Annotated in this window: 18 protein-coding genes and 3 pseudogenes; 14 read left to right on the top strand and 7 right to left on the bottom strand. The window is 65.7% G+C overall.

Going from position 1 to position 22,622, the window contains the following annotated elements; translation table 11 throughout:
* The coding region (locus tag ACYVIP_RS27275) for an integrase core domain-containing protein (RefSeq protein WP_460401322.1) at positions 1-354 on the top strand (354 nt) is incomplete at its 5' end.
* A gap of 318 nt (positions 355-672) precedes the next feature.
* On the opposite strand, the gene ACYVIP_RS27270 is transcribed toward ACYVIP_RS27275, so the two are convergent.
* The gene (locus ACYVIP_RS27270; RefSeq protein WP_460401320.1) at positions 673-1,017 is read right to left on the bottom strand and encodes a hypothetical protein; all 345 of its coding nucleotides are present in this window, start codon (positions 1,015-1,017) and stop codon (positions 673-675) included.
* A gap of 231 nt (positions 1,018-1,248) precedes the next feature.
* Here ACYVIP_RS27270 and ACYVIP_RS27265 point away from each other — a divergent pair, with 231 nt between their 5' ends.
* The 3 genes from ACYVIP_RS27265 to ACYVIP_RS27255 are packed head-to-tail and all read left to right on the top strand — an operon-like array spanning position 1,249 to position 6,280.
* On the top strand, positions 1,249-4,929 hold the full coding sequence (locus ACYVIP_RS27265; RefSeq protein ID WP_460401326.1) for an nSTAND1 domain-containing NTPase: 3,681 nt from the start codon (positions 1,249-1,251) through the stop codon (positions 4,927-4,929).
* A gap of 36 nt (positions 4,930-4,965) precedes the next feature.
* On the top strand, positions 4,966-5,103 hold the full coding sequence (locus ACYVIP_RS27260) for a hypothetical protein (protein WP_460401318.1): 138 nt from the start codon (positions 4,966-4,968) through the stop codon (positions 5,101-5,103).
* 43 nt (positions 5,104-5,146) lie between these two features.
* Complete coding sequence (locus tag ACYVIP_RS27255; RefSeq protein WP_460401316.1) at positions 5,147-6,280, top strand: IS701 family transposase; 1,134 nt, start codon at positions 5,147-5,149, stop codon at positions 6,278-6,280.
* A gap of 924 nt (positions 6,281-7,204) precedes the next feature.
* On the opposite strand, the gene ACYVIP_RS27250 is transcribed toward ACYVIP_RS27255, so the two are convergent.
* Positions 7,205-8,224 carry a flavin-containing monooxygenase gene (locus ACYVIP_RS27250; protein WP_460401314.1) on the bottom strand — a complete coding sequence of 340 codons (1,020 nt, stop codon included), beginning with the start codon at positions 8,222-8,224 and terminating at the stop codon, positions 7,205-7,207.
* 390 nt (positions 8,225-8,614) lie between these two features.
* Positions 8,615-9,439 carry an arsenite methyltransferase gene (gene arsM / locus ACYVIP_RS27245; RefSeq protein WP_460401312.1) on the bottom strand — a complete coding sequence of 275 codons (825 nt, stop codon included), beginning with the start codon at positions 9,437-9,439 and terminating at the stop codon, positions 8,615-8,617.
* Positions 9,440-9,521: 82 nt separating this feature from the next.
* On the opposite strand from arsM, the gene ACYVIP_RS27240 reads away from it, so the two are divergent.
* From ACYVIP_RS27240 to ACYVIP_RS27215, 6 genes and pseudogenes are all read left to right on the top strand, one after another.
* Complete coding sequence (locus ACYVIP_RS27240; RefSeq protein WP_460401310.1) at positions 9,522-9,884, top strand: ArsR/SmtB family transcription factor; 363 nt, start codon at positions 9,522-9,524, stop codon at positions 9,882-9,884.
* 89 nt (positions 9,885-9,973) lie between these two features.
* Positions 9,974-11,002, top strand: a complete 1,029-nt coding sequence (arsB, locus tag ACYVIP_RS27235) for an ACR3 family arsenite efflux transporter (RefSeq protein WP_460401324.1) — start codon at positions 9,974-9,976, stop codon at positions 11,000-11,002.
* A 25-nt stretch (positions 11,003-11,027) separates the two neighbouring features.
* Positions 11,028-11,717: an arsenate reductase ArsC gene (locus ACYVIP_RS27230; protein WP_460401308.1), complete on the top strand. Its 690-nt coding sequence runs from the start codon at positions 11,028-11,030 to the stop codon at positions 11,715-11,717.
* A 130-nt stretch (positions 11,718-11,847) separates the two neighbouring features.
* A pseudogene (locus tag ACYVIP_RS27225) lies at positions 11,848-13,303 on the top strand (ISL3 family transposase).
* 83 nt (positions 13,304-13,386) lie between these two features.
* Complete coding sequence (locus ACYVIP_RS27220) at positions 13,387-14,322, top strand: LysR family transcriptional regulator (RefSeq protein ID WP_460401306.1); 936 nt, start codon at positions 13,387-13,389, stop codon at positions 14,320-14,322.
* 104 nt (positions 14,323-14,426) lie between these two features.
* Positions 14,427-16,583, top strand: coding sequence for an ATP-binding protein (locus tag ACYVIP_RS27215; RefSeq protein ID WP_460401304.1), 2,157 nt, complete (start codon positions 14,427-14,429; stop codon positions 16,581-16,583).
* On the opposite strand, the gene ACYVIP_RS27210 is transcribed toward ACYVIP_RS27215, so the two are convergent.
* Positions 16,557-17,006 carry a hypothetical protein gene (locus tag ACYVIP_RS27210; RefSeq protein WP_460401302.1) on the bottom strand — a complete coding sequence of 150 codons (450 nt, stop codon included), beginning with the start codon at positions 17,004-17,006 and terminating at the stop codon, positions 16,557-16,559. The genes ACYVIP_RS27215 and ACYVIP_RS27210 overlap by 27 nt on opposite strands.
* Before the next feature lie 408 nt (positions 17,007-17,414).
* Between ACYVIP_RS27210 and ACYVIP_RS27205 the strand changes: the two genes are divergently transcribed.
* From ACYVIP_RS27205 to ACYVIP_RS27190, 4 genes and pseudogenes are all read left to right on the top strand, one after another.
* Positions 17,415-18,011, top strand: a complete 597-nt coding sequence (locus tag ACYVIP_RS27205) for a MarR family transcriptional regulator (protein ID WP_460401300.1) — start codon at positions 17,415-17,417, stop codon at positions 18,009-18,011.
* Between the two features lie 602 nt (positions 18,012-18,613).
* A pseudogene (locus ACYVIP_RS27200) lies at positions 18,614-19,588 on the top strand (IS630 family transposase).
* A 72-nt stretch (positions 19,589-19,660) separates the two neighbouring features.
* A pseudogene (locus ACYVIP_RS27195) lies at positions 19,661-20,832 on the top strand (IS701 family transposase).
* 225 nt (positions 20,833-21,057) lie between these two features.
* Positions 21,058-21,207: a hypothetical protein gene (locus ACYVIP_RS27190; RefSeq protein WP_460401298.1), complete on the top strand. Its 150-nt coding sequence runs from the start codon at positions 21,058-21,060 to the stop codon at positions 21,205-21,207.
* A gap of 25 nt (positions 21,208-21,232) precedes the next feature.
* Here ACYVIP_RS27190 and ACYVIP_RS27185 read toward each other — a convergent pair whose 3' ends face one another.
* The 3 genes from ACYVIP_RS27185 to ACYVIP_RS27175 form a co-directional block, all read right to left on the bottom strand.
* A complete protein-coding gene (locus ACYVIP_RS27185) occupies positions 21,233-21,604 on the bottom strand; it encodes a hypothetical protein (RefSeq protein ID WP_460401296.1) in 372 nt (123 codons plus the stop codon).
* Positions 21,605-21,974: 370 nt separating this feature from the next.
* Entirely contained in the window at positions 21,975-22,391 is a 417-nt protein-coding gene (locus ACYVIP_RS27180) for a hypothetical protein (protein WP_460401294.1), read from the bottom strand.
* The coding region (locus ACYVIP_RS27175; RefSeq protein WP_460401292.1) for an RHS repeat-associated core domain-containing protein at positions 22,339-22,622 on the bottom strand (284 nt) is incomplete at its 5' end. The genes ACYVIP_RS27180 and ACYVIP_RS27175, both read right to left, overlap by 53 nt.

Below are 22,622 nucleotides of genomic sequence, written 5' to 3'. Positions count from 1 at the left end.
TGCGTGACTACCACTGTCACCTACTCGTGCAGCAGACCCGTCCACCGGATCGTGACCGACAACGGAGCCTGCTACCGCGCCCACGACTTCACCACCGTCCTACGCGGCGCCCGCCACCAACGCATCACCCCGTACACACCCCGCCACAACGGCAAAGTCGAGCGCTACCACCGGATCCTGGCCGAGGAATTCCGCTACGCCCACGTCTGGACCAGCGAACAACACCGCACGGCAGCGCTACAGATCTGGAACGTGCACCACAACTACCATCGACCCCACACCACCGCCGGAAACCAACCACCAGCAACCCGACTCCACACCAGCGTCACCAACGTCATGACCTCATACACCTAACCGACAGAAGGCTGCGTCGAGGACGGGGTGGCCGAGCACGAGCAACGCCAGCGCCACCCCGAGGCTGTCGCGGCCCGCCCGCCGCATCACCACACTCGCCACCCAGTGCTATCGACGAGCACCGCACTGGCACCTTGTACGCGACATCGCCACCACTGTCGCCGTTCTGACCACCCGGATCACACGGCTGGCCGAGGTCGCCGAACGTTTCATCCAGGTCCTGCGGGCCGGTGTGCCTGGCTCGGCACTCCTGTGTCGGGACTTGGCATGGTGACTCGCCAAGCCCCGACACAGGGGATTGCTCCGGTCCGACCAGGACTAGCAGTCGATGACGCGCAGGTGCGAAAAGTACACGTAGTCGTTGTCTGTCGCAGAGGACAGCGTCCAGAGGGATTCCCAGGACGGGTCCGTTGGGTTGGACTTCCACCACTGGACGGCCCAGTAGTTGCCCTGGTCATTCTCCCCAACACCCCGAAGGAGGCGCCCCTCGGCGATGGAGTCCTGCTTGTTCGACGTGCTCGCATACTCATAGATCGGGGCATCACTCTCGACCAAGTAGCAGTAGAGTGTCCGCGCGCTGGCCGATGGTGCGGTGACCATCATTGTCGCACCTGTAGCCAGCGTCAGTCCCAACGCCATGGCACATTTCGTGAGTTTGTTCATCTCTCTCCCATTGTCGTTCGCACTCCTGAGTAACGGGTTCAGGTGGCCTGGGTGTCCCTCCTCACCTCGTTTGGCCGACCCCAGGTGTACGGGATTCGGGTTGTTCAGCGTCCGGCGCTGGACTCTGAACAACGAAGCCTGAACAATGGGGCACCGCCAAGGGGGGTGGTCGCGGTGCCGCGACGGGAGCAACCGCTGGAGCCTGCGAACGAGTTACTGGCGGGGTTCGCGATGGATCTTCGTCGGCTGCGGGAGAAGGTGGGGAGTCCGACGTATCGCCAGCTCAGCATGCGTGCTCACTATTCGGCGGCGGCATTGTCCGAGGCCGCGAACGGGCGCAGACTACCCAGTCTGGCGGTCACCCTCGCGTATGTCTCGGCCTGCGACGGCGATACCGCGGCGTGGGAGGAACGGTGGCGAGAGATCGCTGCCGAGATGTCAGCCGGCGAACCGGACGAGCATGACGATGACGGTCCCTATGTCGGATTGGCGGCGTTTCAGGTCGATGACGCCGGCCGGTTTTTCGGGCGGGAAAGGTTGGTCACCGAACTCGTCACCCGGATGTCGGAGCGCCGATTTCTCGGCGTGTTCGGGGCGTCCGGAAGTGGTAAATCCTCGGTACTGCGCGCAGGGCTGATGGCCCATCTCGTCCGTCACGACCGGCCCGCGGTGGTGTTCACGCCCGGGTCGCGTCCCGCGGAGGAATGCGCGGTGCGTCTCGCGGCTGTCCTGAACGTGTCGTCCACGACGTTGCTCGCCGAGTTCGCGGCCGATCCGAACAATCTCCACCTGCGGATCCGGCAGGCCATGGCCGAACGGTCCGACGACGCCGAACTTGTGGTGGTGGTCGATCAGTTCGAAGAGGTCTTCACCCTGTGCGACGACGACGAGCGGGCGTGGTTGATCACCGCGCTCACCACCGCGGCGTCCGCGACGACCAGTCGAACCCGGGTGGTGCTCGGTGTGCGGGCCGACTTCTACGGCCATTGCGGTCAGCACACCCACCTGGTCGAGGGACTCCGTGACGCGCAGGTCCTGGTCGGCTCCATGACCTCGGACGAACTCCGTCGCGCCATCACTGAGCCGGCGGCGTTGTCCGGCTGGCGGGTGGAGGCCGCGCTGGTGGCCGAACTGGTGGCCGCGGCCGCGCGCCAACCGGGGGTGTTGCCGCTCGCCTCGCATGTACTGCGGGAGACGTGGCGGCGGCGCCGCGGCACCACGCTCACCCTGGCCGGCTATGAGGCGGCGGGCGGATTGCGCGCCGCGCTGGCCCGCACCGCGGAAGAGGTCTACTCCGGCCTCGCGACCGATCAGCAGGCCATCGCGAAACAGATCCTGCTTCGTCTGTGTGCGCTGGGCGACACCACCGAGGACACCAAACGGCGCATCATCCGGCACGAGGTGGACACCACCGACCCGGACACCGGCACCGTGCTGGACCAGTTGGCCAACGCCCGGCTCATCACCCTCGACCGGGACGGCGTCGAGATCACCCACGAGGCCCTCATCCGGCACTGGCCCCGGCTGCACGCCTGGCTCACCGAGGACCGGGACGGTCTACGGACCCACCGCCAACTCACCGACGCCGCGCACACCTGGACCTCACTGGGTCACGATCCCGGGGCGTTGTACCGGGGGACACGGCTCGCGCAGGCCCTCGAATGGGCGGCCCGGGACGGCCACCACGACCGGCTCAACCCCACCGAGCGGGCCTTCCTCGACGCCAGCACCGCCACGGAGGACACCGAACGGCGGACAGGTGCGCGCCGCCAACGTCAACTCCGCTACCTGACCGTCGGTCTCGCGGGCCTGCTGCTCGTGGCCACCGCCGTCGGAGTGGTCGCGGTCCAGCAGCGCCACGACGCCGAGCAGGCCGGCCAGTACGCCGTCTCACGCCAGCTGGCCGCTCGGGCACTGACGCTGGTGGAGTCACGACCCGGCACGGCGAAGCTGTTGAGCGTGGAGGCCTTCCGCACCGCACCCACCGCCGAGGCCCGCGGCGCCCTGCTCAGCATGTCCGCGCACCAGAGTTATCAGACCGAACTCACCAGTCACAGTGAGCCGATCTCCGAGGTCGCCTTCAGCCCGGACGGGCGCACGCTGGCCACCGCCAGTAAGGACGAGACCGTCGTGCTGTGGGACACCCGCAGCCGCACGCGCCGCGTCACGCTGACCGACCATCCCACCTGGCTCCGCACAGTGGAGTTCAGTCCGGACGGGCGCCTGCTGGCCACCGGAGGCGACGACAAGAAGGTGGTGCTGCGGGATGCCACGACGGGAGCGCGGTCGGCCACTCTCGCCGGCCACACGGAGCTGGTCCGAACCGTGGCGTTCAGCCCGGACGGGCGCACCCTGGCCACCGGTGGCGCCGACCGGTCGATCATCTTGTGGGACACGACGACCGGTGCCCGGCTCGCCACCCTCACCGGCCACCACGGTTTCGTGCACGCCGTGGCGTTCAGCCCGGACGGGCACACCCTCGTCTCCGGTGGTGCCGAGGGGACGATCATGGTGTGGGACACGGCGACCGGTGCCCGGCTCGCCACCCTCACCGGGCACACGAAGTCGGTGGACGCCGTGGCGTTCAGCCCCGACGGGCGCACACTGGCCACCGCCAGTCCCGACCGGACCGTCATGCTGTGGGACGTGGTACGGCGTACCCGTCTGACCACGCTCACCGGTCATACCGGACCGGCCAGAGCGGTCGCGTTCAGCCAGGACGGCCGCACCCTGATCTCCGCCGGACACGACCACGCGGTGCTGCTGTGGGACACCGCGAACCACGCCCTCCGGGCCCGCCTCACCGGCCACCCCGACAACGTCTACACGGTGGACATCAACCCCCACCTGCCCCTCCTCGCCTCGGCCGGCGAGAACGGGACGGTCTTCCTGTGGGATCCCACCAAGCTGCCCCTCACCGGTCACGCCGACTGGGTCAACGCCGTCGGCGTCAGCCCGAACGGGCGCGTTCTCGCCAGTGCCGGGGCCGACGGCGCCGTGACGCTGTGGGACGCCGGAAGCCGAGCCCGCCTCACCACCCTCGTCGGCTGGAACGGGCCGGTCAACGGGGTGGCGTTCAGCCCGGACGGCCGCACCCTCGCGACCGCCACCGGAACCGACGAGCGCCCGCCCAGCGTCCGCGACCACACCGTCACCCTTTGGGACACCGGGGATCCCGGCTCACCACCGGTCGTGCTCACCGGACACACCAACCAGGTCAAGGACGTCACGTTCAGCCCAGACGGTCGAACCGTCGCCAGTGCGAGTGCCGACGGAACGGTGATCCTCTGGGACGTCACACACCGGACATCCGTCGCCACCCTCACCCACACCGACCGACTCCTCGGCGTCGCCTTCAGCCCAGACGGCCGCACGCTCGCCACCGCCGGCCAGGACCAGACCGTGGTGCTCTGGAACGTGGCCGGCCGCACCCGCCTGGCGACCCTCACCGGCCACACCGGAGCACTCCGAGACGTAGCGTTCAGCCCGGACGGTGCCACCCTCGCCTCCGCCGGCGTCGACCGGACCGTGATCCTCTGGGACGTGGCGCGCCGCACCCGCCTCGCGGTCCTCGGGAACAACGCCGGATCAGTGAACTCCCTGGCCTTCAGCCCCGACGGCCGCACGCTCGCCACCGGCATCACGGATCACACGGTGGCGCTCTGGGACATCGCCAGCCGGGCTCACACAGCCACTCTCACCGGCGGCCACACCGAACCGATCAGGACCGTCGCGTTCGGCCCCGATGGCCGCACCCTCGTCTCCGCCGGTGCCGACCGAACGCTCGTGCTGTGGAACACCGACCCGAAGCACACGGCGCGGCACATCTGCGACACCGTGGCTCGTGACCTCACCGCGGAAGAATGGCGACAGTCCATTCCGGACGCGCCGTACCAACCGACCTGCTCCTGACCATCGAGACAGCAGCAGGCCGCCCGCGAGCACGAGGTGAGCCAGGTCGCGGTCCGCACCGCAGTCGGCGACCTGATGCCCGGCCGCCCTGAACCGCCACTGGCAGCAGTCCTCGACGAGCCGCAGCTCGTGCGAATCGAGATCCCCGGCAAGCTCGCCCGGTATCTGGCTTAGTACTGCAACGGCACTTGTGTGAGTCGTAGTGGATCATGTCCTTGTGGTTGTGGATCTTGTGGTTGGCGAGTTGGACCGGGTTCATGCGCGGATCGCGGGCAGGTTCACCAGGTCAGAGCCGCGTGTCAGGGCACGGGAGTATGTGTCTGGGCTGGTCGCGGGGCTGGAACGAAAGAATGGTTGGACTCTGGCCGAGCAGGCTGGTGAGGCGTCCCCGGACGGGATGCAGCGGTTGCTGCGGCGGGCGGACTGGGATGTCAACGGGGTCCGAGACGACCTGCGGGACTACGTGGTCGAGCGGCTCGGAGATCGCGGCGGGGTGCTGATTGTCGATGACACCGGGTTCCTGAAGAAGGGTGTGCGATCGGCGGGCGTTCAGCGGCAGTACTCGGGGACCGCGGGACGGATTGAGAACTGTCAGATCGGCTCGTTCCTGGCCTATGCCTCAACGCGCGGACATGCGCTGATCGACCGTGAGTTGTATCTGCCCGAGTCATGGGTCGCTGATCGGGACCGGTGTCGTGCGGCCGGGATCCCGGAGGAGACGGAGTTCGTGACCAAGCCGCGGCAGGCGATGGCGATGCTCGAGCGGGCGTTCGACGCGGGTGTGCCGTTTTCGTGGGTGACCGCGGATGAGGCGTATGGGCAGGTCAAATACATGCGGGTGTGGCTGGAGGAACACGACGCGGCTCATGTGGTGTCGACCAAGGTCAACGACACCGTGGTCACCACCGCGGGTGTGGAGGTCAGGGCAGACGTGCTGATCGCCGGGCTGCCGCCACGAGCCTGGCGGCGACTATCGGTCGGTGCCGGTGCGCATGGACCACGCGAGTACGACTGGGCCCGGACGCCGATCCGTGTCGGGTGGCGGGCCGGGCGCGGACACTGGCTACTCGCCCGACGCTCGATCACCAAGCCGACCGAGGTCGCCTACTACGTTTGCTACGGACCTCGCCGCTGCGGTTTACATGACCTGGCCTGGATCGCCGGATCGCGGTGGCGGATCGAGGAATGCTTCCAGCAAGCCAAAAACGAAGCCGGGCTCGATGAGTACCAGGTCCGGTCCTGGCGGGCCTGGTACGCCCACATCACCCTCGCGATGCTCGCCCACGCCTGGCTGGCCGTGACCCGCTCCCTTGTCACAAAAGGGGAACCAGCACAGGCAAGCCAGGCATGATCGCTTTCACGTTACCGGAGATCCGACGCCTGCTGATCAAGCTCGTCCTACGGATAGTCAACACCGCCGAACACGCCTGGGCGTGGTCGTACTGGCGCCGCAGACGACAACACCAAGCCCGACTCAGCCACTACAAACGACGCGGCTACCCACTCACCTGAGTGCCGTTGCAGTATTAGCACGACGGCTTGAGCGAGGCCAAGCGTCACGCCCTTCGGCGAGGCCGCGGTCCGGCACCTGGGACGCCGCGCTCGACGGTGTGCGCGCGCTCTACCTCGTGCAGCTCAACGGCAGCCGGGACGCGGCGCTGGACAGCTAGGCCGCGGTCCGCGACAGCGGGCTGGAGCGGACGATCAGCCGCCCCGGCTGGTTCGCGCAGACCTTCACCGAGGGCATCTACGCCGAGGCCGTCCGCGCCGGTGAGCTGCGCCTGCCCGCCGGTGACGGCGCCGCCAGCTTCCTCGACGCCGACGACGACACCCGCCGCACCGCGCGAGGAGCACGGCGGCGAGTCCGAACCCGGTCAGGGCTACCGCGAACGCGACCACTCGCGTGCCACCGGCCGTGACGAGCGGCAGGTAGATGCCGTCGGGTTGGCTGAACGCGATCCGGCCCGATGGGAAACCGTCGAAGGGCACCACCGACCGCAGCCTTTCCCCGTCGCCACAAGAAAACCGCACACAGCGGCGTGGCCGGGCCGACGAACTCCCCGATCCACCACAACACCAACCATAGGGACGACATACCAACGCCGAACCCCGGTCTCGGCGGGAACGCCAGGTACAGCAGCACTCCCGAGCCATCGCGGCGGGCACGCGCCACCACCGGTCGGACAAGCGTCGTCCGGGAGGTACAGAACGCCTGTGATGAGACGCGCATTTGGATAGGTAAGCCTTGCGGCCGCCCGTTCACTAGACCCGCAGGTTACCGCTTCCGGAGGAGACTGCGGACGACATAGCGGGCGTCACGGCCGACGCCGCGTAAGGTGGCGGAGGCGAAACTGCGCTGCCATTCAAGTCCGACGTATCCGAGTCCGGAATGGAGGATGGAGATTCCCTTGCGCTGCCCGCGATCCGCTGATTCCAGATAGGACAGTCCGGGACGGTATCCCGTGGCGAGCAGGATCGTGTCGACTTGCTCACGGGTGCCGTCCGGCCAGGTGACCGTGTCGCCGTCGATCGCGGTGAACACGCGGCGCTGGTCGGGGCGGCCGTCGGCGAGTGCGCGGCGGTAGCGGCCGTCGTCGTTGACCGGCATGTGGGGCGGGGTGCGGAGCAGATGCCCGATCGGTAGGTGGTCGAACCCGGTTGCCACCGACCAGAAATGGACATCGCGGCCGAGCGGGCGCTGTGGGACGAACGTCACCGGCTTGCGTGTGGCGAGGGTGACGGTGGCGACCGTGGCCAGTTCGTACCCGACCTGAACGGCCGTGTTGGCCGCTCCGACCACGATCACCCGCTGCCCGGCGAACGGGCCCGGTTCGCGGTAGTCGGCGGAGTGCAGCACGGTGCCGGTGAAGGAGTCCAGTCCCGGTAGCGCAGGACGGTGCGGCTGCCCGAACGCGCCGGACGCGGCGATCACGATCGGGGCGGTCAGTTCGGTGCCGTCCTCGACCTGGACGGTGAACCGGTCGCCGTCACGGCGGACGGCGCTGACACGGTGCCCGGTTCGGAGGTCGACAGCGAGGTTCTTCGCGTAGCGGCGTAGGTAGTCGACGACCTCGTCGCGGTGTGGGTAGCGGTCCGGGTCTCCGGGGAAGGGCATACCCGGCAGCGAGCTGTACCTCGCCGGGGAGAACAGCCGCAGGCTCTCGTAATAGGACGGCCAGGAGCCCACCGGCTCCTGGCCTCCTTCCAGCACGACAGGGGAACGTCCTGCGGCGCGGAGCGCGTGTGCAGCGGCCAGGCCGGACTGCCCGGCGCCGATGACAACGGCGTCGATCATCAGAATTACTGCCTTTACTGGATTGGGTAATGGTGAGAAAGGACAGTGCGGTCGCGGCGGTGGCGAGCGCGCCGAGCACGATGAACATCGTGGCGTCGCTGCCGAGCAGGTCGGCGAGCGCGGCGCCGGCGAACCGGAGCGAGGGCCATGGTGACGGTTATCGGGCCGACAAGAGTCCGGTGACGCGGACGAGGGTGTGTCCGCGTTGTTCGGCAGGATCGAGCGACTGGTCGCGCTGGGTGAATTGTCGATGGCGATAACGACGTCGACGGCGGTGTCCCGCGGAACACTCGCGGAGCGCACCGTTGCCCGGCACGCGGGGCATACGAGAGCGGTCGACTGGCCGTCCCGCGAGCGGCCGGCCGCTCCCGTCTGGGCGCAAGGAGCGGGTCAACAGGTGCCGCAGCAGCCGGCGGCGCCGGCCTGGGTCGGCGCCTCGTCGGTGCTGTTGGTGGGTGTGGTGGCCCGGATGATCGCCGAGTGCATGTCGTCGGCGACCTGGTGGGTCGGGGTGATCTCGATGTCGGTGAAGCCCGCGGCGGAGAGGTGGTCGTGGTACTCGGCGAAGGACAGGGCTCCCGCGATGCAGCCGACGTAGGAGCCGCGTTCCGCGCGTTGGTCGGGGGTGAGATGGTCGGCGGCCACCACATCGGAGATGCCGATTCTGCCGCCGGGGACCAGGACTCGGGCCATCTCGGTGAACACAGCGGGTTTGTCGATCGAGAGGTTGACCACGCAGTTGGAGATCACGACGTCGATGGTGTTCGCGGGCAGGGGCACGGCCTCGATGGTGCCTTTGAGGAACTCGACGTTGGTGGCGCCGGCCTTGCGGGAGTTGGCCAGGGCGAGGGCGAGCATCTCCTCGGTCATGTCCAGTCCGTACGCCTTGCCGGTGGGGCCGACCCGGCGGGCGGACAGCAACACGTCGATCCCGCCGCCGGACCCGAGGTCCAGCACCCGTTCCCCCTCGCGCAGGTCGGCCACCGCAGTGGGGTTGCCGCAGCCCAGGGAGGCTGCGACGGCCTCGGCAGGTAGGGCGTCGCGGTCGTTGCCGGAATACAGGCCGGACCCGAAGTTCGTGTCCACCTCCACCGGGGACGGACCGCAGCAGTCAGCCCCCGCTCCCACGGCCGAGTCCGCGGACGTGACGGCGATGGCCGTGGCGGCGTATCGCTGTCGGACGGTCTCGCGCAGATCGGTCGCCTGATCACTCATCGTGTGCCCCTTTCGCGGGCGTTGATTCGGTGTTCTTCGATACAACCTTGCGCAGTGGATCGATCCTTGTCAATATAGAAGCATGTCGAAACAACAGCCGATGCTCGAGCAGGCTGCCGCGTGCTGCCCCGGTCTGTTGACCGCGCCGTTGGACGCCGAGCAGGCCGCCGAGCTGGCGCCGGTGTTCAAGGCGTTGGGCGACCCGGTGCGGCTGCGGCTGCTGTCGCTGATCGCCTCCCGTTCTGGCGGCGAGGTGTGCGTGTGCGAGCTGACCCCGGCGTTCGACCTGTCCCAGCCGACCATCTCCCACCACCTGAAACTGTTGCGGCAGGCGGGTCTGATCGACTGCGAACGACGGGGAACGTGGGTGTACTACTGGCTGCGGCCCGAGACCACCGACCGGATCGCCGCGCTGCTCACCCGTCCGACGGAAGCGACGCTGTGACCGCGAACCCCGACGGTTCGCCGGCGGGGTCGTCCTCCGTAGTCGCGCCCGACGGCGGTCCGGCGTCGAGAAGCCTCAGGGCGGGCGGGCTGTCGGTGCTGGATCGGCTGCTGCCGGTGTGGATCGGCGCGGCGATGCTGGTCGGGTTGCTGGCCGGACGGTGGATACCCAGCCTGGGTGAGGTGCTCAACGCCGTCGCGGTGGACGGGATCTCGTTGCCGATCGCGCTGGGCCTGCTGGTGATGATGTACCCGGTGCTGGCCAAGGTCCGCTACGACCGACTGACCACCGTCACCGGCGACCGGCGGCTCCTGTGGTCCTCCCTGGCACTAAACTGGCTGGTCGGTCCGGCACTGATGTTCGCGCTGGCCTGGCTGCTGTTGCCCGACCTGCCCGACTACCGCACCGGCCTGATCATCGTCGGACTCGCCCGCTGTATCGCCATGGTGATCATCTGGAACGACCTGGCGTGCGGAGACCGCGAGGCCGCCGCCGTCCTGGTCGCGCTGAACTCGGTGTTCCAGGTGGCGGCATTCGGGCTGCTCGGCTGGTTCTACCTGTCGGTGCTACCGAGCTGGCTCGGCCTGCCAACCACGGACCTGGCGATCTCCGGGTGGCAGATCGCCACGAGCGTGCTCATCTTCCTTGGCATCCCGCTGGTGGCCGGCTGGCTGACCCGCCGCCTGGGCGAGCGCGCGAAGGGCCGCGACTGGTACGAGACGCGGTTCCTGCCCCGGATCGGCCCGCTCGCGCTGTACGGGTTGTTGTTCACCATCGTGGTGCTGTTCGCCCTGCAGGGTGACCAGATCACCGGTCGCCCGCTGGACGTGGCGCGCATCGCGTTGCCCCTGCTGGTCTACTTCGCCCTGATGTGGGCCGGCTCCTACGTCCTCGGCTGGGTGCTCGGCCTCGGCTACGAGCGCACGACGACCCTGGCGTTCACCGCCGCGGGCAACAACTTCGAACTGGGCATCGCCGTCGCCATCGCCACCTTCGGCGCAACCAGCGGACAGGCGCTGGCCGGGGTCGTCGGGCCGCTGATCGAGGTGCCGGTCCTGGTCGGCCTGGTCTACGTCTCCCTCGCGCTGCGCGGCCGCTTCGCCCCCACGTCCCATTGACCCTCACCCCTTCTGGAGGACCGTCATGTCCACCTACCGCGACGGCGGGCCCTGCCATGACGTCGAGGACTGCCGTCTGACCGACCCGCACGTCGACCGGCTGCTCGACCGCGAGGCCGTCGCGCTGGCCCGCCGCTTCGACGGCACGTTCTCACCACAGACCGTGACCGCGTTGATGCGCGACTCGTTCGACCAGTTCGCCGCCTCCGCCCGGGTTCGCACTCACCTGCCTGTGCTCGCCGGGCGCGTCGCCCGCGAGCGTCTGGACGCCACCGCGAAGAACCAAGGAGTGACCATGTCTGACCTGCCCGAGGTGCTGTTCGTCTGCGTGCACAACGCCGGCCGCTCCCAGATGGCCGCGGCTCTGCTGCACCACCACGCCCAGGGCCAGGTCCTGGTCCGCTCGGCGGGGTCCGTGCCCGCCGAGACCATCAACCCGGCGGTGGTCGAGGCGATGGCCGAAATCGGACTCGACCTGTCCCGGGAGTTCCCCAAACCGCTCACCACCGAAGCCGTCCAGGCCGCCGACGTGGTGATCACCATGGGCTGCGGCGACGCATGCCCCGTCTTCCCCGGCAAGCGCTACCTCGACTGGGCCCTGAACGACCCAGCGGGCGAGTCGATCGACCGGATCCGGCCGATCCGCGACGAGATCAACCGCCGCGTCACCGCCCTGCTCGCCGAACTCGCACCCGCCACCACCTCACCGAACTGACCCCACGAAACCTCCCAACCGGGGCCAGCGATTCCCCAGGGTCTAGGGTCTATCCCGTGATTGGCTCTGGCGCGCTTTAGGTGGTGGGTGGGTCTTCGTCGCAGCCGGGTGTGGGTTGCCATGATCGTTTGTGGCTGAGATGGCGAAGCTGGTCGGTGTGGTGTTCTCGGGGCTATCGGCCCTGTCGGTCGAGGGTGTCGAGGACGCTGGTGATGTGATCGTGGTGCGGGCATCGACCAGGGGTGCTCAGGTGGCGTGCCCTGTCTGTGGGACGCCGACAGACCGGGTTCATGCCTTCCACGAGCGGGTGCCTGCGGATGTGCCGGTCGATGGACGCCGGGTGCTGGTGAGGTTGCGAATCCGTCGGATGCGTTGCGCTGTCAACGAGTGCGCGCGCCAGACCTTCCGAGAGCAAGTACCGGACTTGATTGAGCGGTACCAGCGGCGGACCGTCCGGCTGCGCGAGCAGGTTCGCAGTGTCGTGCGCGAGTTGGCGGGCAGGGCTTCGGCCCGGTTGCTGCCGGCGATGGGGATCGCGGTCGGGCGGGACACCGCTGTACGGGTCCTGCTGGGAAGCCCGTTGCCGGGTCGTGCGGTGCCGTGGGTGCTGGGGATCGACGATTTCGCCCTGCGCAGAGGTCATGACTACGCGACCGTGTTGATTGATGCCGACACCGGCGCCCGGATCGACGTGTTGTCTGGGCGCGGCGCCGAGGTGGTGGCCGGCTGGCTGCGGGCGCATCCAGGAGTCGAGGTTGTGTGCCGGGACGGCTCGGCCGCGTATGCGCAGGCGGTGCGGGACGCACTGCCGAACGCGGTCCAGGTCACCGACCGATGGCATCTCTGGCACGGTCTGTGTGACGCCGTTGGCAAGGAAGTCGCCGCCCACAGCGCATGCTGGGCCACAGCCACGGGACTGCGCGAGGGNCTCACGCCGCCTCGGCCTGGCAATGAACACCGTCAAGCGATACGCCCGCGCGGCCACACCGCAGCGCATTCAGCGGGTTCCCAAGTATCGGGCCTGCATGGTCGACCCCTACCGGGACCACCTCCGCTCCCGCCGTGAACAAGAGCCGAGCGTGGGGGCAACCGCGCTGCTGGCCGAGATCCGTGCCCTGGGCTACACCGGCAGCCACAACCTCCTCGTGCGCTACCTGAACCAGGGACGGCATCTCGACGACCACCCGCACCTCTCACCACGACGAGCCGCTCGCCTGCTACTGACCCGGCCGGAGAACCTCACCGAACGGCAACGCGAACGACTCCAAGCTCTGACCGCAGCCTGCCCCGAGATGACAGCGCTGGCAGGCGCCGTGCGTTCTTTCGCCGCCTTGCTCACTCCTCACAAGGACAACCCGGCCCTGTTGACGGAATGGACCACCGCCACACGCAAGGCGGACCTACCACACGTGCACTCCTTCGCCAGAGGCCTCGACCAGGACATCGACGCCGTCACCGCAGCGATCACCCTCCATCACCACAACGGACGCACCGAAGGCGTGAACACCAAGACCAAGCTGCTCAAGCGACAGATGTACGGACGAGCAGGCCTTGCCCTCCTGCGCCACCGCATCCTCCTCGGATAACACCACCACCGAAAGTGCGCCAGAGCCGATCTTTTGAGACAGTCCCCATCATCGCTCGCATCGCCAAACAACTCGGTGTCCCGTTGAACAACGGTCGTGCTCCGTTCCCCATCGCCCCGGACTGGTTGCGTGAGCAATACTGCGACCAGTTGCGCTCGACCGCGGACATCGCCGCCGAACTCGGCACCGACCAGATGATCGTCAACAACGCCCTGCACCGGTTCGGCATCCCCGCCCGACCGTCCGGGATCTTCAGCCACCCACACATGATCACCAAACTCGATCAGGACGTCCCCCGTGACATTCGTGCCGCGGTCGAGGGCACCCTGCACGGCTGGTATCGGCTGCACCGCTTCCAGATCATCATGGCCTTCCCCAGCCTGCACTCCGCCGCTGGCTACCTGGGCACGACCCAACGCACACTGACCGACCAGTTCCAGCGGCTCGAACACGACATCGGCGCCACCCTCTTCCACCGCGGCGCCTACAACAAACCGCACCACCCAACCCCACGAGGTCACGCCCTGCTGAGCGACCTCACGCAAGATCGCAACCAGCACCTCATGATGGGCAGCCTGCGCGCCGACCAGATCCACCCCAAACCCAACGGAAAGATCCTCATCGAAGCGCAACGCCAGGCCATGGCTCCACGCAAACCTCCGCAACACCGTCGATTCGACGACATCAACGTCACACGGCTGCGCATGACAACACCGCTGAAAGCCATCCTCCGAGATCTCCTCGACAACCCCCGCGAGTTCTACGGCCACGAACTCCTCAACCGCACCAACGTCAGCGCAGGGGTCATCTACGACATCCTGCACCGCCTCTTGAACGCTGGCTGGCTCACCAGCCGCCCCGAAGACGAACACGCCTGGCTCGCCGGCGCCCCACCCGGCCGCGGCCCCGGACGACGCCGCACTTACTACACCCTCACCCCCGACGGACACCGCGCAGCACTCCACGAACTCCACCACCACCACACATTCCGCGACCGGAAGAAAGCGAACATCCAATGACACCCCCAAACCATGAACCGCACCTACCACCGGATGGCGTCGCTAACACCGCACGCGACTCAGAACAGGTCGTGCAAGCCCGGAGCATCACAGGTGGCGTTCACTTGCATGCCGCGGTCGCCGGCGCGCTTCTGCGACCTCGGCAGCTGCCACGCGAAATCACCCACTTCACGGGCCGCGAAACGGAGCTGGACAAGCTCGACGCATCACTCGCCCACGAGCAACCGTCAACGGTCGTGATCTCCGCGATCGCCGGCGCACCCGGCATCGGCAAGACATCGCTGGCATTGCGCTGGGCCCACCACAGACAAGACCAGTTCCCCGATGGGCAACTGTATGTCAACCTGCGCGGCTACGACACCGGCCCGCCGCTGAGCCCCAACCACGCCCTCGAATCCTTCCTACAGGCGCTGGGACTGTCGCACCAGCACATTCCCGAGGACACCGACGCCAAGGCCGGCATCTACCGATCGATCCTGGCCGGCCGCAAGATCCTGGTGCTGCTCGACAACGCCGCCACCCCCGACCAGATCCGCCCCCTGCTTCCCAACGAGCCAGCCTGCCTCGTCATCGTGACCAGCCGAAACCGGCTCTCCGGGCTCGTCGCCCGGGACGGCGCACACCGCATCAGCCTCGACGTCCTCACACCCCACGAAGCATCCAGCCTGCTCAAAGACATCATCGGAGACCGAACGGACCGCGAGCAGGAAGCAACAGCCGAACTCGCCCGCCGATGCGACTACCTGCCCTTGGCGCTCCGGATCGCCGCAGAACGCGTCGCCAACCGCCCGCACCTCACCATCGCCGACCTCGTGCACGAACTGGCCGCCGAACAACGGCGCCTCGACATCCTCGCCAACGACGACGACGAAACCACCACAGTCCGAACCGTCTTCTCCTGGTCGTACCACGCGTTGCCCAACAGAACAGCCGAAGTGTTCCGACTCCTGGGCCTGCAACCAGGACCCACCATCAGCCTCGACGCCGCAACCGCGCTCACCAGCACCTCCATCACCCAAACTCGAAGCCACCTCGACACGCTCGTCAGCGTTAACCTGCTCACCGAAACCAGCGACGGCCGCTACCAATTCCACGACCTCCTCCGCGCCTACGCCGCCGAACAAGCAATAACCGACGAACCCGCCGGCCTCCGCGACGAAGCGACACAACGGCTCTACGAGTGGTATCTCCACACCGCACACGCAGCCCTGTTCTCGTATTACCCACAACACCCCGAACTCCCTATAGATCCACAACCCCGCAGCTGCCGTTCGTTGGCGTTCATCGATCGCAACCACGCTCGCGGCTGGTTCGTCGACGAATACGCCAACCTGATGGCCCTCATTCGCGGCGCTTTCGATGCGGGCCAGTACACGGCCGGCTGGCAGCTCCCCCAAGCTTTCGACTGCTACGTAGGCAACGAGCGGACCGCGAGTGACCGGATCGCTATCCACGAACTCGGCCTTTCTTCCGCCCAGCACGTCGGTCACAAGCTCGGCGAATTCTGGGCTCACCTGTCGCTCGGTGAGGCGTGGGCGGGAGCCCGGCGCCACAGTGACGCCATCATCTGCCTGCGGCGAGCGCTGGCGATCGCGCAGGATATTGGCTACACGTTTGGGCAAGGTGCTGCACTGGGAGACCTCGCCTACAGCTACGTCGAAGTTGGACGGTACGCCGACGCAGCGGAGTGCGCCGAGCAGGCGCTGGACATCGATCGATCCATCAACCATCGACGCAACCAGGCCATCACCCTGATCGCTCTCGGGAATGCTCTGCGCGGCATGGGGCAACTCGACCAAGCCTTCACACACATCCACCAGGGTCTAGACATTGCTACCGCCATCGAAAACAAAAGGTGTAGAGGCCGGTGCGCTGCAATCCCTGGCGAAGATCCACTACGAGCAAGGCCGAACCAACGACTCCATCGATCACCTAAAGCGGGCCATCGCGTACTTCCAGGCCGAGCACATGGAGCTGGCTCGCGCGGATGCGCTCAACGAACTCGGGACAATCCTCAGCAGCGAGGGCTCAACCGAGCAAGCCCGCGAAGCCTGGCACGAAGCTCTCACCATCCTCACCTATCTCGACCCTTACAGGGCCGCCCACGTCCAGGCTCAGATCAACACGATCGACCCACCCGACGACGCCCAACAGGCATCATCGAAGGAAATGAAAGACCGATGAGAAACATGCGGTGCAACACCGATGAGAACTCTGCTGTTAGCCCAGCTCGCTTAAAGATCAAACGAAACCGATCTTGAGAACCTACATCGCGTGAACGGTTCCGGTTCGCCCATGCCCGCGCCGACCTTCGCGGCGAACGGTTGACCGAATGGGTCGACCAGCAGGATCCGTTGGGTGAACAACGGAGGCGACTCCGCGTCGAGGGTGATGATGTTGTGATCGCTGCCCAACTCGAAAAGCGTGTTCATCACGTCGCGGCTGGCGGTGCGGTCCGGGTCGGTCTCGACCGACAGACCCTCGACCCGGATCTCCAGAACACGCTGCTCGGGCAGGACAGTGACACGGGTGTGGATGTGTTCGGGAAGGCAGCCGTCTTCGCGGAGCTCGGCGATGTCGGCGGACAGCTGCACGGCGATGGCCTCCAGCCGATAGCCGCGTTCGACGGCGACCTGGGAACCCCACACGACATGCAGATCCATCGGCATGTCACGTTCCGGCATGACGAGTCCTCTTGGAACAGTACGGTCCCGAGCTGCGGGCGGCGCGCTCTCGTCGTGGCCAACGGGCGGGAAATGTGAGTTCAGGAAGGTCGCACACTCGTCGATCACCTTTGTTCCCATGGGTTTGTTGCCGTGTCGATGTGTATGGACGCTTCGTGCGGGCGGAGATGTCAATGCCCGCGTGCGGCATGAGCGCGAACTGGATCTGTTTGTAGTAGCGATGTCACGCGAATCGGTGAACGTCCACACGAGACGCGTGTGTTGTTGATGTATCGCTTGACTTCACGCACCGAAGGAAGCGTTCATAGATGTGCGGCCCGACAGACCACCGGATGCGCACCGGGGGCCGCACCCGCTCCGGCCGGGGCATGACCACCCAACCCAACACGTCACTATTGCGAGGTAGCCATGTCCACCAACCGCACCCTGGAAGCCGTTCCGACCCCGGCCACCGATCCGGCGAAGCCGCGCACGGAGACCGAGGAGAAGCTGTGGCAGGCACTCCAAGGAAACCCCGGTAGCACCGCCGCCGCGTTGTCCACCACCGCCGGGATCGGCAAATCGACCGCACCCAAGATCCTCACCCGCTGGGAGAAGGACAGCCTCGTCACACGCACCCCGGGGATCGCCGACGGGGGCTCCCGCCCCGCTGATCGCTGGTCGATCACCACGAACCACCAGCCCACCGACACGCACCCCACCGACGACCAACCTGCCGACGACCAGCCCACGAACCACCTGCACACAAACGACGGGCCGACTGCCGTCATGGATTCCGTTTCGGAGCCAGAGAAACTGGAGCGGTTGGCACCGGGGGCATTGCGCGGAATGGTCGAGGACTACCTGCGGGACAACTCCGGCGAGTTCAGCCCGAACACGATCGGCAAAGCGTTGCGTCGATCCTCCGGTGCGGTGCACAACGCGCTGGAGAAGCTCGTGGACAACGGCTACGCCCTGCGCACCAGCGACAAGCCCAAAAAATACTCCCTCACCAAGCTGGGCTGATCGTCGACTGATCTCACGTTGGAGACCAGACCGATCCAGCCAGCCAGAGACGAGAAACGAGCCGATCAAACATCCGAAGGAGGAAATCCATGCCTGGTATGAGCGCTTGTCGCCGTAACCGGGGCGGGTTCAAAGTAGACGGTGATCACTTCGACGACGGGTTCTACCGCGCCTACGGGTTCAAACGAGGTTACGGCCGTACCCACAACGGAAAGAGTGGGGGGCGTATTCGGCGGCGACTTCTCCGCCGCCGCGAGAACGTCATCTGGCGCCGTGGCATCAACTAACCGATAGCTGTCTAGGCTCTTCCGCAACAACTCGGCAACCTTGGTGCTCAACGAATCACTTGGTACACCACCACATTCGCGTCTGCCTTGTGTTTCGGCGCCGTCGGGATCACTGCGGGGCGGGCGTGTCCGCCTTACTGGTGAGATGCGCCCGCGAGGGGTCCCGAGTCCTGGATGGGCACGGCGAGCCGAGTACAGCCAGCACCCCGTAACACGTGGACCTCGATGACCGAGTCCTGCTCGCACACGATCTCGGTCATCGCCGCGACGTCGACTGACCTAGTGTCCTGAGTCGTTAGTTGGCAGAGTGCGGGGATGCGGAGCCCGAAGCTTGAACCGGTGGTGTTGTCCGACGAGGAACGTAGTGTCCTGAGTGGATGGTCGCGTCAGCGGAAGACGGCGCCGGCGTAGGCTGTGCGGTCGCGGATCGTGTTGCGGTGCGCGGAAGGTGGCACGATCGGGCAGGAGGCCGCGGATATGGGTGTGTCGCGGGACATGGTGTCAAAGTGGCGGTCGCGGTTTGTGGCTCGCCGACTGGAGGGCTTGTCGGACGAGCCTCGTCCGGGGCGGCCGCAGGAGATCGGAGATGAGCGAATTGTGCTGGTGATCACCAAGACGTTGGAGAAAAAGCCGGGACAGGACACGCATTGGTCGACCCGGTCGATGGCGACGGCGACGGGTATGTCGCAGTCGGCGGCGTCGCGGATCTGGCGGGCGTTCGGGCTCAAGCCGCACACGGTCGAGACCTGGAAACTCTCGACCGACCCGCAGTTCATCGAGAAGGTCCGTGACGTCGTTGGCCTCTATATGGCTCCGCCGGAGAACGAGTTGGTCCCCGCGGTCGACGAGAAGAGTCAGATGCAAGCGAGCGATCGCACCGCGCCGATTCTGCCGACCACGCCGGCACGGATGACCCACCACGTCCGCCACGGCACCACCAGCCTGTGCGACACGTTCGATATCTCCAGCGGATCGGTGATTGCCCATCACTACCGCCGCCATCAGGAGTTTCTGCGGTTCCTCAAGCTCGTCGATGCCGCAGTGCCCAAGGATCTGGACCTGCATTTGGTCCTCGACAACTATGCCACGCACAAGACTCCCAAGGTGAAGGAGTGGCTGATCCGCCACCTGCGGTGCCACCTGCACTTCACACCGACCAGCGGCTCCTGGCTCAATCTCGTGGAACGCTGGTTCGCTGAGCTGACCAACCGCAAACTGACCAAGACCGCCGACGAGATTCTCGAAACCTTCGCCGCATACCGCAGCCGAATTAACGACTCAGGGCACTAGTAGTGCTTTGTTAGGTGCGGTTGTAGTGCTCGTGTGGGGATGTGATCTTCTTCGGGGGTGACGCCAGAGGAGATGGACCGGGTTCGTCCGGTGATCGAGCAGTTCGCCGCGGAGATGCTGGGTGGGTTCGCGCGGCGTGATCAGCGAGCGAAGGGCGAGTTGTATCTGCGTGGGTTGATGCTGGATGGCAAGCGTAAGTCGATGCAGCCGATGGCTGAGCGGCTTGGGGTTGATCACCAGCAACTTCAGCAGTTCGTCACCACCTCGACGTGGGATCACGTCGAGGTGCGGCGGCGGATGTCGGTATGGGCGCGGGAGTTCATCGATCCCCAAGCGCTGGTGATCGATGACACTGGGTTTCCCAAGGACGGCAAGGATTCTCCTGGGGTGGCCCGGATGTACTGCGGGGCGCTGGGCAAGACCGGGAACTGCCAGATCGGGGTGAGCGTGCACGCGGTCACCGACTGGGCGTCGGCGGCGATCGACTGGCGGTTGTTTCTTCCGAATCGTGGGACGACAAGAAAGCCGATGAGCTGGCCGCGACCGAGATCCGACGTCGGCGTGCCCGCAGCCAGGTTCCGGACGAGGTGCGGCATCGGGAGAAGTGGCGGCTCGCGCTGGACATGCTCGACGAGATCACCGTCGAGTGGGGCCTGCCGCGGCGGCCGGTGGTGGCTGACGCCGGCTACGGTGATGCCACCGAGTTCCGGCTCGGCCTGACCGAACGTGGCCTGACCTACGTCCTAGCGGTTTCCTCAACCGCGACCGCCCATCCGGCCGCTGCAGTGCCGGTGACACCGGCCTGGAAGGGCAGCGGTCGCCCCCCGCTGTCGCGTTACCCGGACAAGCCGGTTGATTTGAAAAGGCTGGTCATGGCAGCAGGACGGTCGGCGGGCCGGTTCGTGGTGTGGCGACACGGATCACGCAAGTCCGCGGGCAACCCGACCGCGCGCATGCGGTCACGATTCCTGGCGTTGCGGGTGCGGCCGGCGAACCGCAACATCCCGCGCGGCGCCGACGGAAGCCTGCCGGAGTGTTGGCTACTGGCCGAGTGGCCACCGGGCGAACTCGAGCCGACTGACTACTGGCTGTCCACCCTCCCACCCGACATCCGACTGCGTGATCTGGTTCGGCCAAGATCAGGTGGCGCATCGAGCATGACTACCGCGAACTCAAAGCCGGCCTCGGCCTGGACCACTTCGAAGGCCGCAGTTGGCTCGGTTGGCACCGCCACGTCACCCTGACGTCGGTGGCCCAGGCCATCTGCACCCAACTTCGGCGCACCCCAAAAGCCCCTGCGCAGGCCTGACCCTCTACGCGGTCCTGCACGAACTCCAGGCCCTACTCGCGGTCTGGACGGGCATCTGCCACACCTGCCGACAACCCGTCCCGACCCAAACCACCACAGAAACCCCAGCTCAACAGCACATAACAAAGCACTACTAGCCGTCGCCCGATCAACGACCCAGATGAAAATCTTCGACACCTGCCGATCCGAAACCAGCGCAAAAGCGGGCCGCATCCACGGCTACGTCTTCACCGCATACAAACACGGACTCACCGCCTTCGCCGCCCTCATCGGAAACCCCTGGACACCAACACCATCATCAAGCACGTGAATAATTATCGCCGAAAGTCGGCGGACTATAGAGACTTGGCTTTCTGTCCGATCAACCGGACCGCTTCTCGAACTCGCACCTCATCCGGCTCTTCTCCGAAACGCCTAGCGAGGCCGTCCCGGACAATTTCGTCAACCTGTCGCTCCGTCAATTTACCAAGGTCGCCGCTGACCGGCGCAAGAAGAACAATTATTTCTTGAACAACATCAGAGTACTCGTCAGGGTTTCCCGGATACACGATATCGAATGGATCCGCAGATTCAAGAGCTTCCGTCAGAATCAAATAAGCTGATGGAAATCTGCGCTTAAGTACGGCCTTGACTATTTTTGCTTCATGAAATTCTTCCAGCTTCCAAAACGGTTCCTTTATTGGCTTTTCATCGTCTGCAAGGTTCATAATTCGCTACTTTCGCGTGAGAATTGTCTTGAAAACTGCGTTCCCATTAGACTTACGCTGATACACAGCATATCCATTAGTACCCAACGGGACCAGCGTCCGATCTGCGCGAACCGTGTCAGATATTGATCCCTTCGGAAATCCGTGACGCGTGATATCGTCACCCAATTCTCGTATAGCCTGCTGAGCCGACGGGAGGTCGTCGAACCCGGCCCTCTGGGCGCGCTCTAGGTCAATATGACCCATATTACTGTTAACTACTTTTCTTGGGATTTCGCCCACGCCGAAACACTCAGAAGCCGAATTGTATACAAGAACGTTTGATCCGCCTATTACACCACCAGTCACTCGTACGTAGTAAGTGTGGATGTCATCGATGGTGAGGTTGGTCTTCGGTGGTGGTGACGGTAGCACCGTCTTCGGTGACCAGGTCCAGGACGGTGTCTTGGTGTTTGGTCTCGCTAAAGCGGCAAGCACACCAGCGACAGGGAATCAACGCGACAGCAGATATCGCCGCATTTTCCAGATCTCCCTCATACAGATAGATGTTAACATTCACCGAATCACAGACATCGATCACGAACCCGCACGCATCAAGGAAACTATGCGCAGCCTCGACAAACGTTGCCGGTGGAGCACACTTGGCATGATCCGGAAATTCTTTACAGAATGGAATCCTTAGCTGTTCATAGTACGGATTATTGGGGTTTTGCACCTGAACCCGCAGCATACTTTCAAGCGCGGCCTTCCTGTTTTTGTCCGTCGACTTGCCATGCACAAGTTTCATCGGGAACAAAGTCTGGATAGTCCGGCGCACTATTGCCTCGACCATTTGACTTACCAGAGGATTTCCCTGCTGCGGGTTTAGATTTTCCGCTGGAGTTACCACTGTTATAGCAGGCACAGTCGCCGAGGAGATATTTCAATCCGGTGGGGTCGGAGTAGGTGGTGGGGTTGTTGTTGCTGTAGGTGTAGCCGTTGAACCGGCCGAGGGTGGGGTCGTACTGACGGGCACCCA

The sequence above is a fragment of the Actinophytocola sediminis genome (assembly GCF_054779715.1).
The sequence above is the reverse complement of the archived record's forward strand: the minus strand, read 5'-3'. Positions and strand labels throughout refer to the sequence as shown.

Coding starts and splice junctions, on each gene's coding strand:
- ACYVIP_RS27270 (WP_460401320.1), bottom strand. CDS start 1,017: ATGAACAAACTCACGAAATGTGCCATGGCGTTGGGACTGACGCTGGCT.
- ACYVIP_RS27265 (WP_460401326.1), top strand. CDS start 1,249: ATGGATCTTCGTCGGCTGCGGGAGAAGGTGGGGAGTCCGACGTATCGC.
- ACYVIP_RS27250 (WP_460401314.1), bottom strand. CDS start 8,224: ATGATCGACGCCGTTGTCATCGGCGCCGGGCAGTCCGGCCTGGCCGCT.
- arsM (WP_460401312.1), bottom strand. CDS start 9,439: ATGAGTGATCAGGCGACCGATCTGCGCGAGACCGTCCGACAGCGATAC.
- ACYVIP_RS27240 (WP_460401310.1), top strand. CDS start 9,522: ATGTCGAAACAACAGCCGATGCTCGAGCAGGCTGCCGCGTGCTGCCCC.
- ACYVIP_RS27230 (WP_460401308.1), top strand. CDS start 11,028: ATGTCCACCTACCGCGACGGCGGGCCCTGCCATGACGTCGAGGACTGC.
- ACYVIP_RS27210 (WP_460401302.1), bottom strand. CDS start 17,006: ATGCCGGAACGTGACATGCCGATGGATCTGCATGTCGTGTGGGGTTCC.
- ACYVIP_RS27205 (WP_460401300.1), top strand. CDS start 17,415: ATGTCCACCAACCGCACCCTGGAAGCCGTTCCGACCCCGGCCACCGAT.
- ACYVIP_RS27190 (WP_460401298.1), top strand. CDS start 21,058: ATGAAAATCTTCGACACCTGCCGATCCGAAACCAGCGCAAAAGCGGGC.
- ACYVIP_RS27185 (WP_460401296.1), bottom strand. CDS start 21,604: ATGAACCTTGCAGACGATGAAAAGCCAATAAAGGAACCGTTTTGGAAG.
- ACYVIP_RS27180 (WP_460401294.1), bottom strand. CDS start 22,391: ATGAAACTTGTGCATGGCAAGTCGACGGACAAAAACAGGAAGGCCGCG.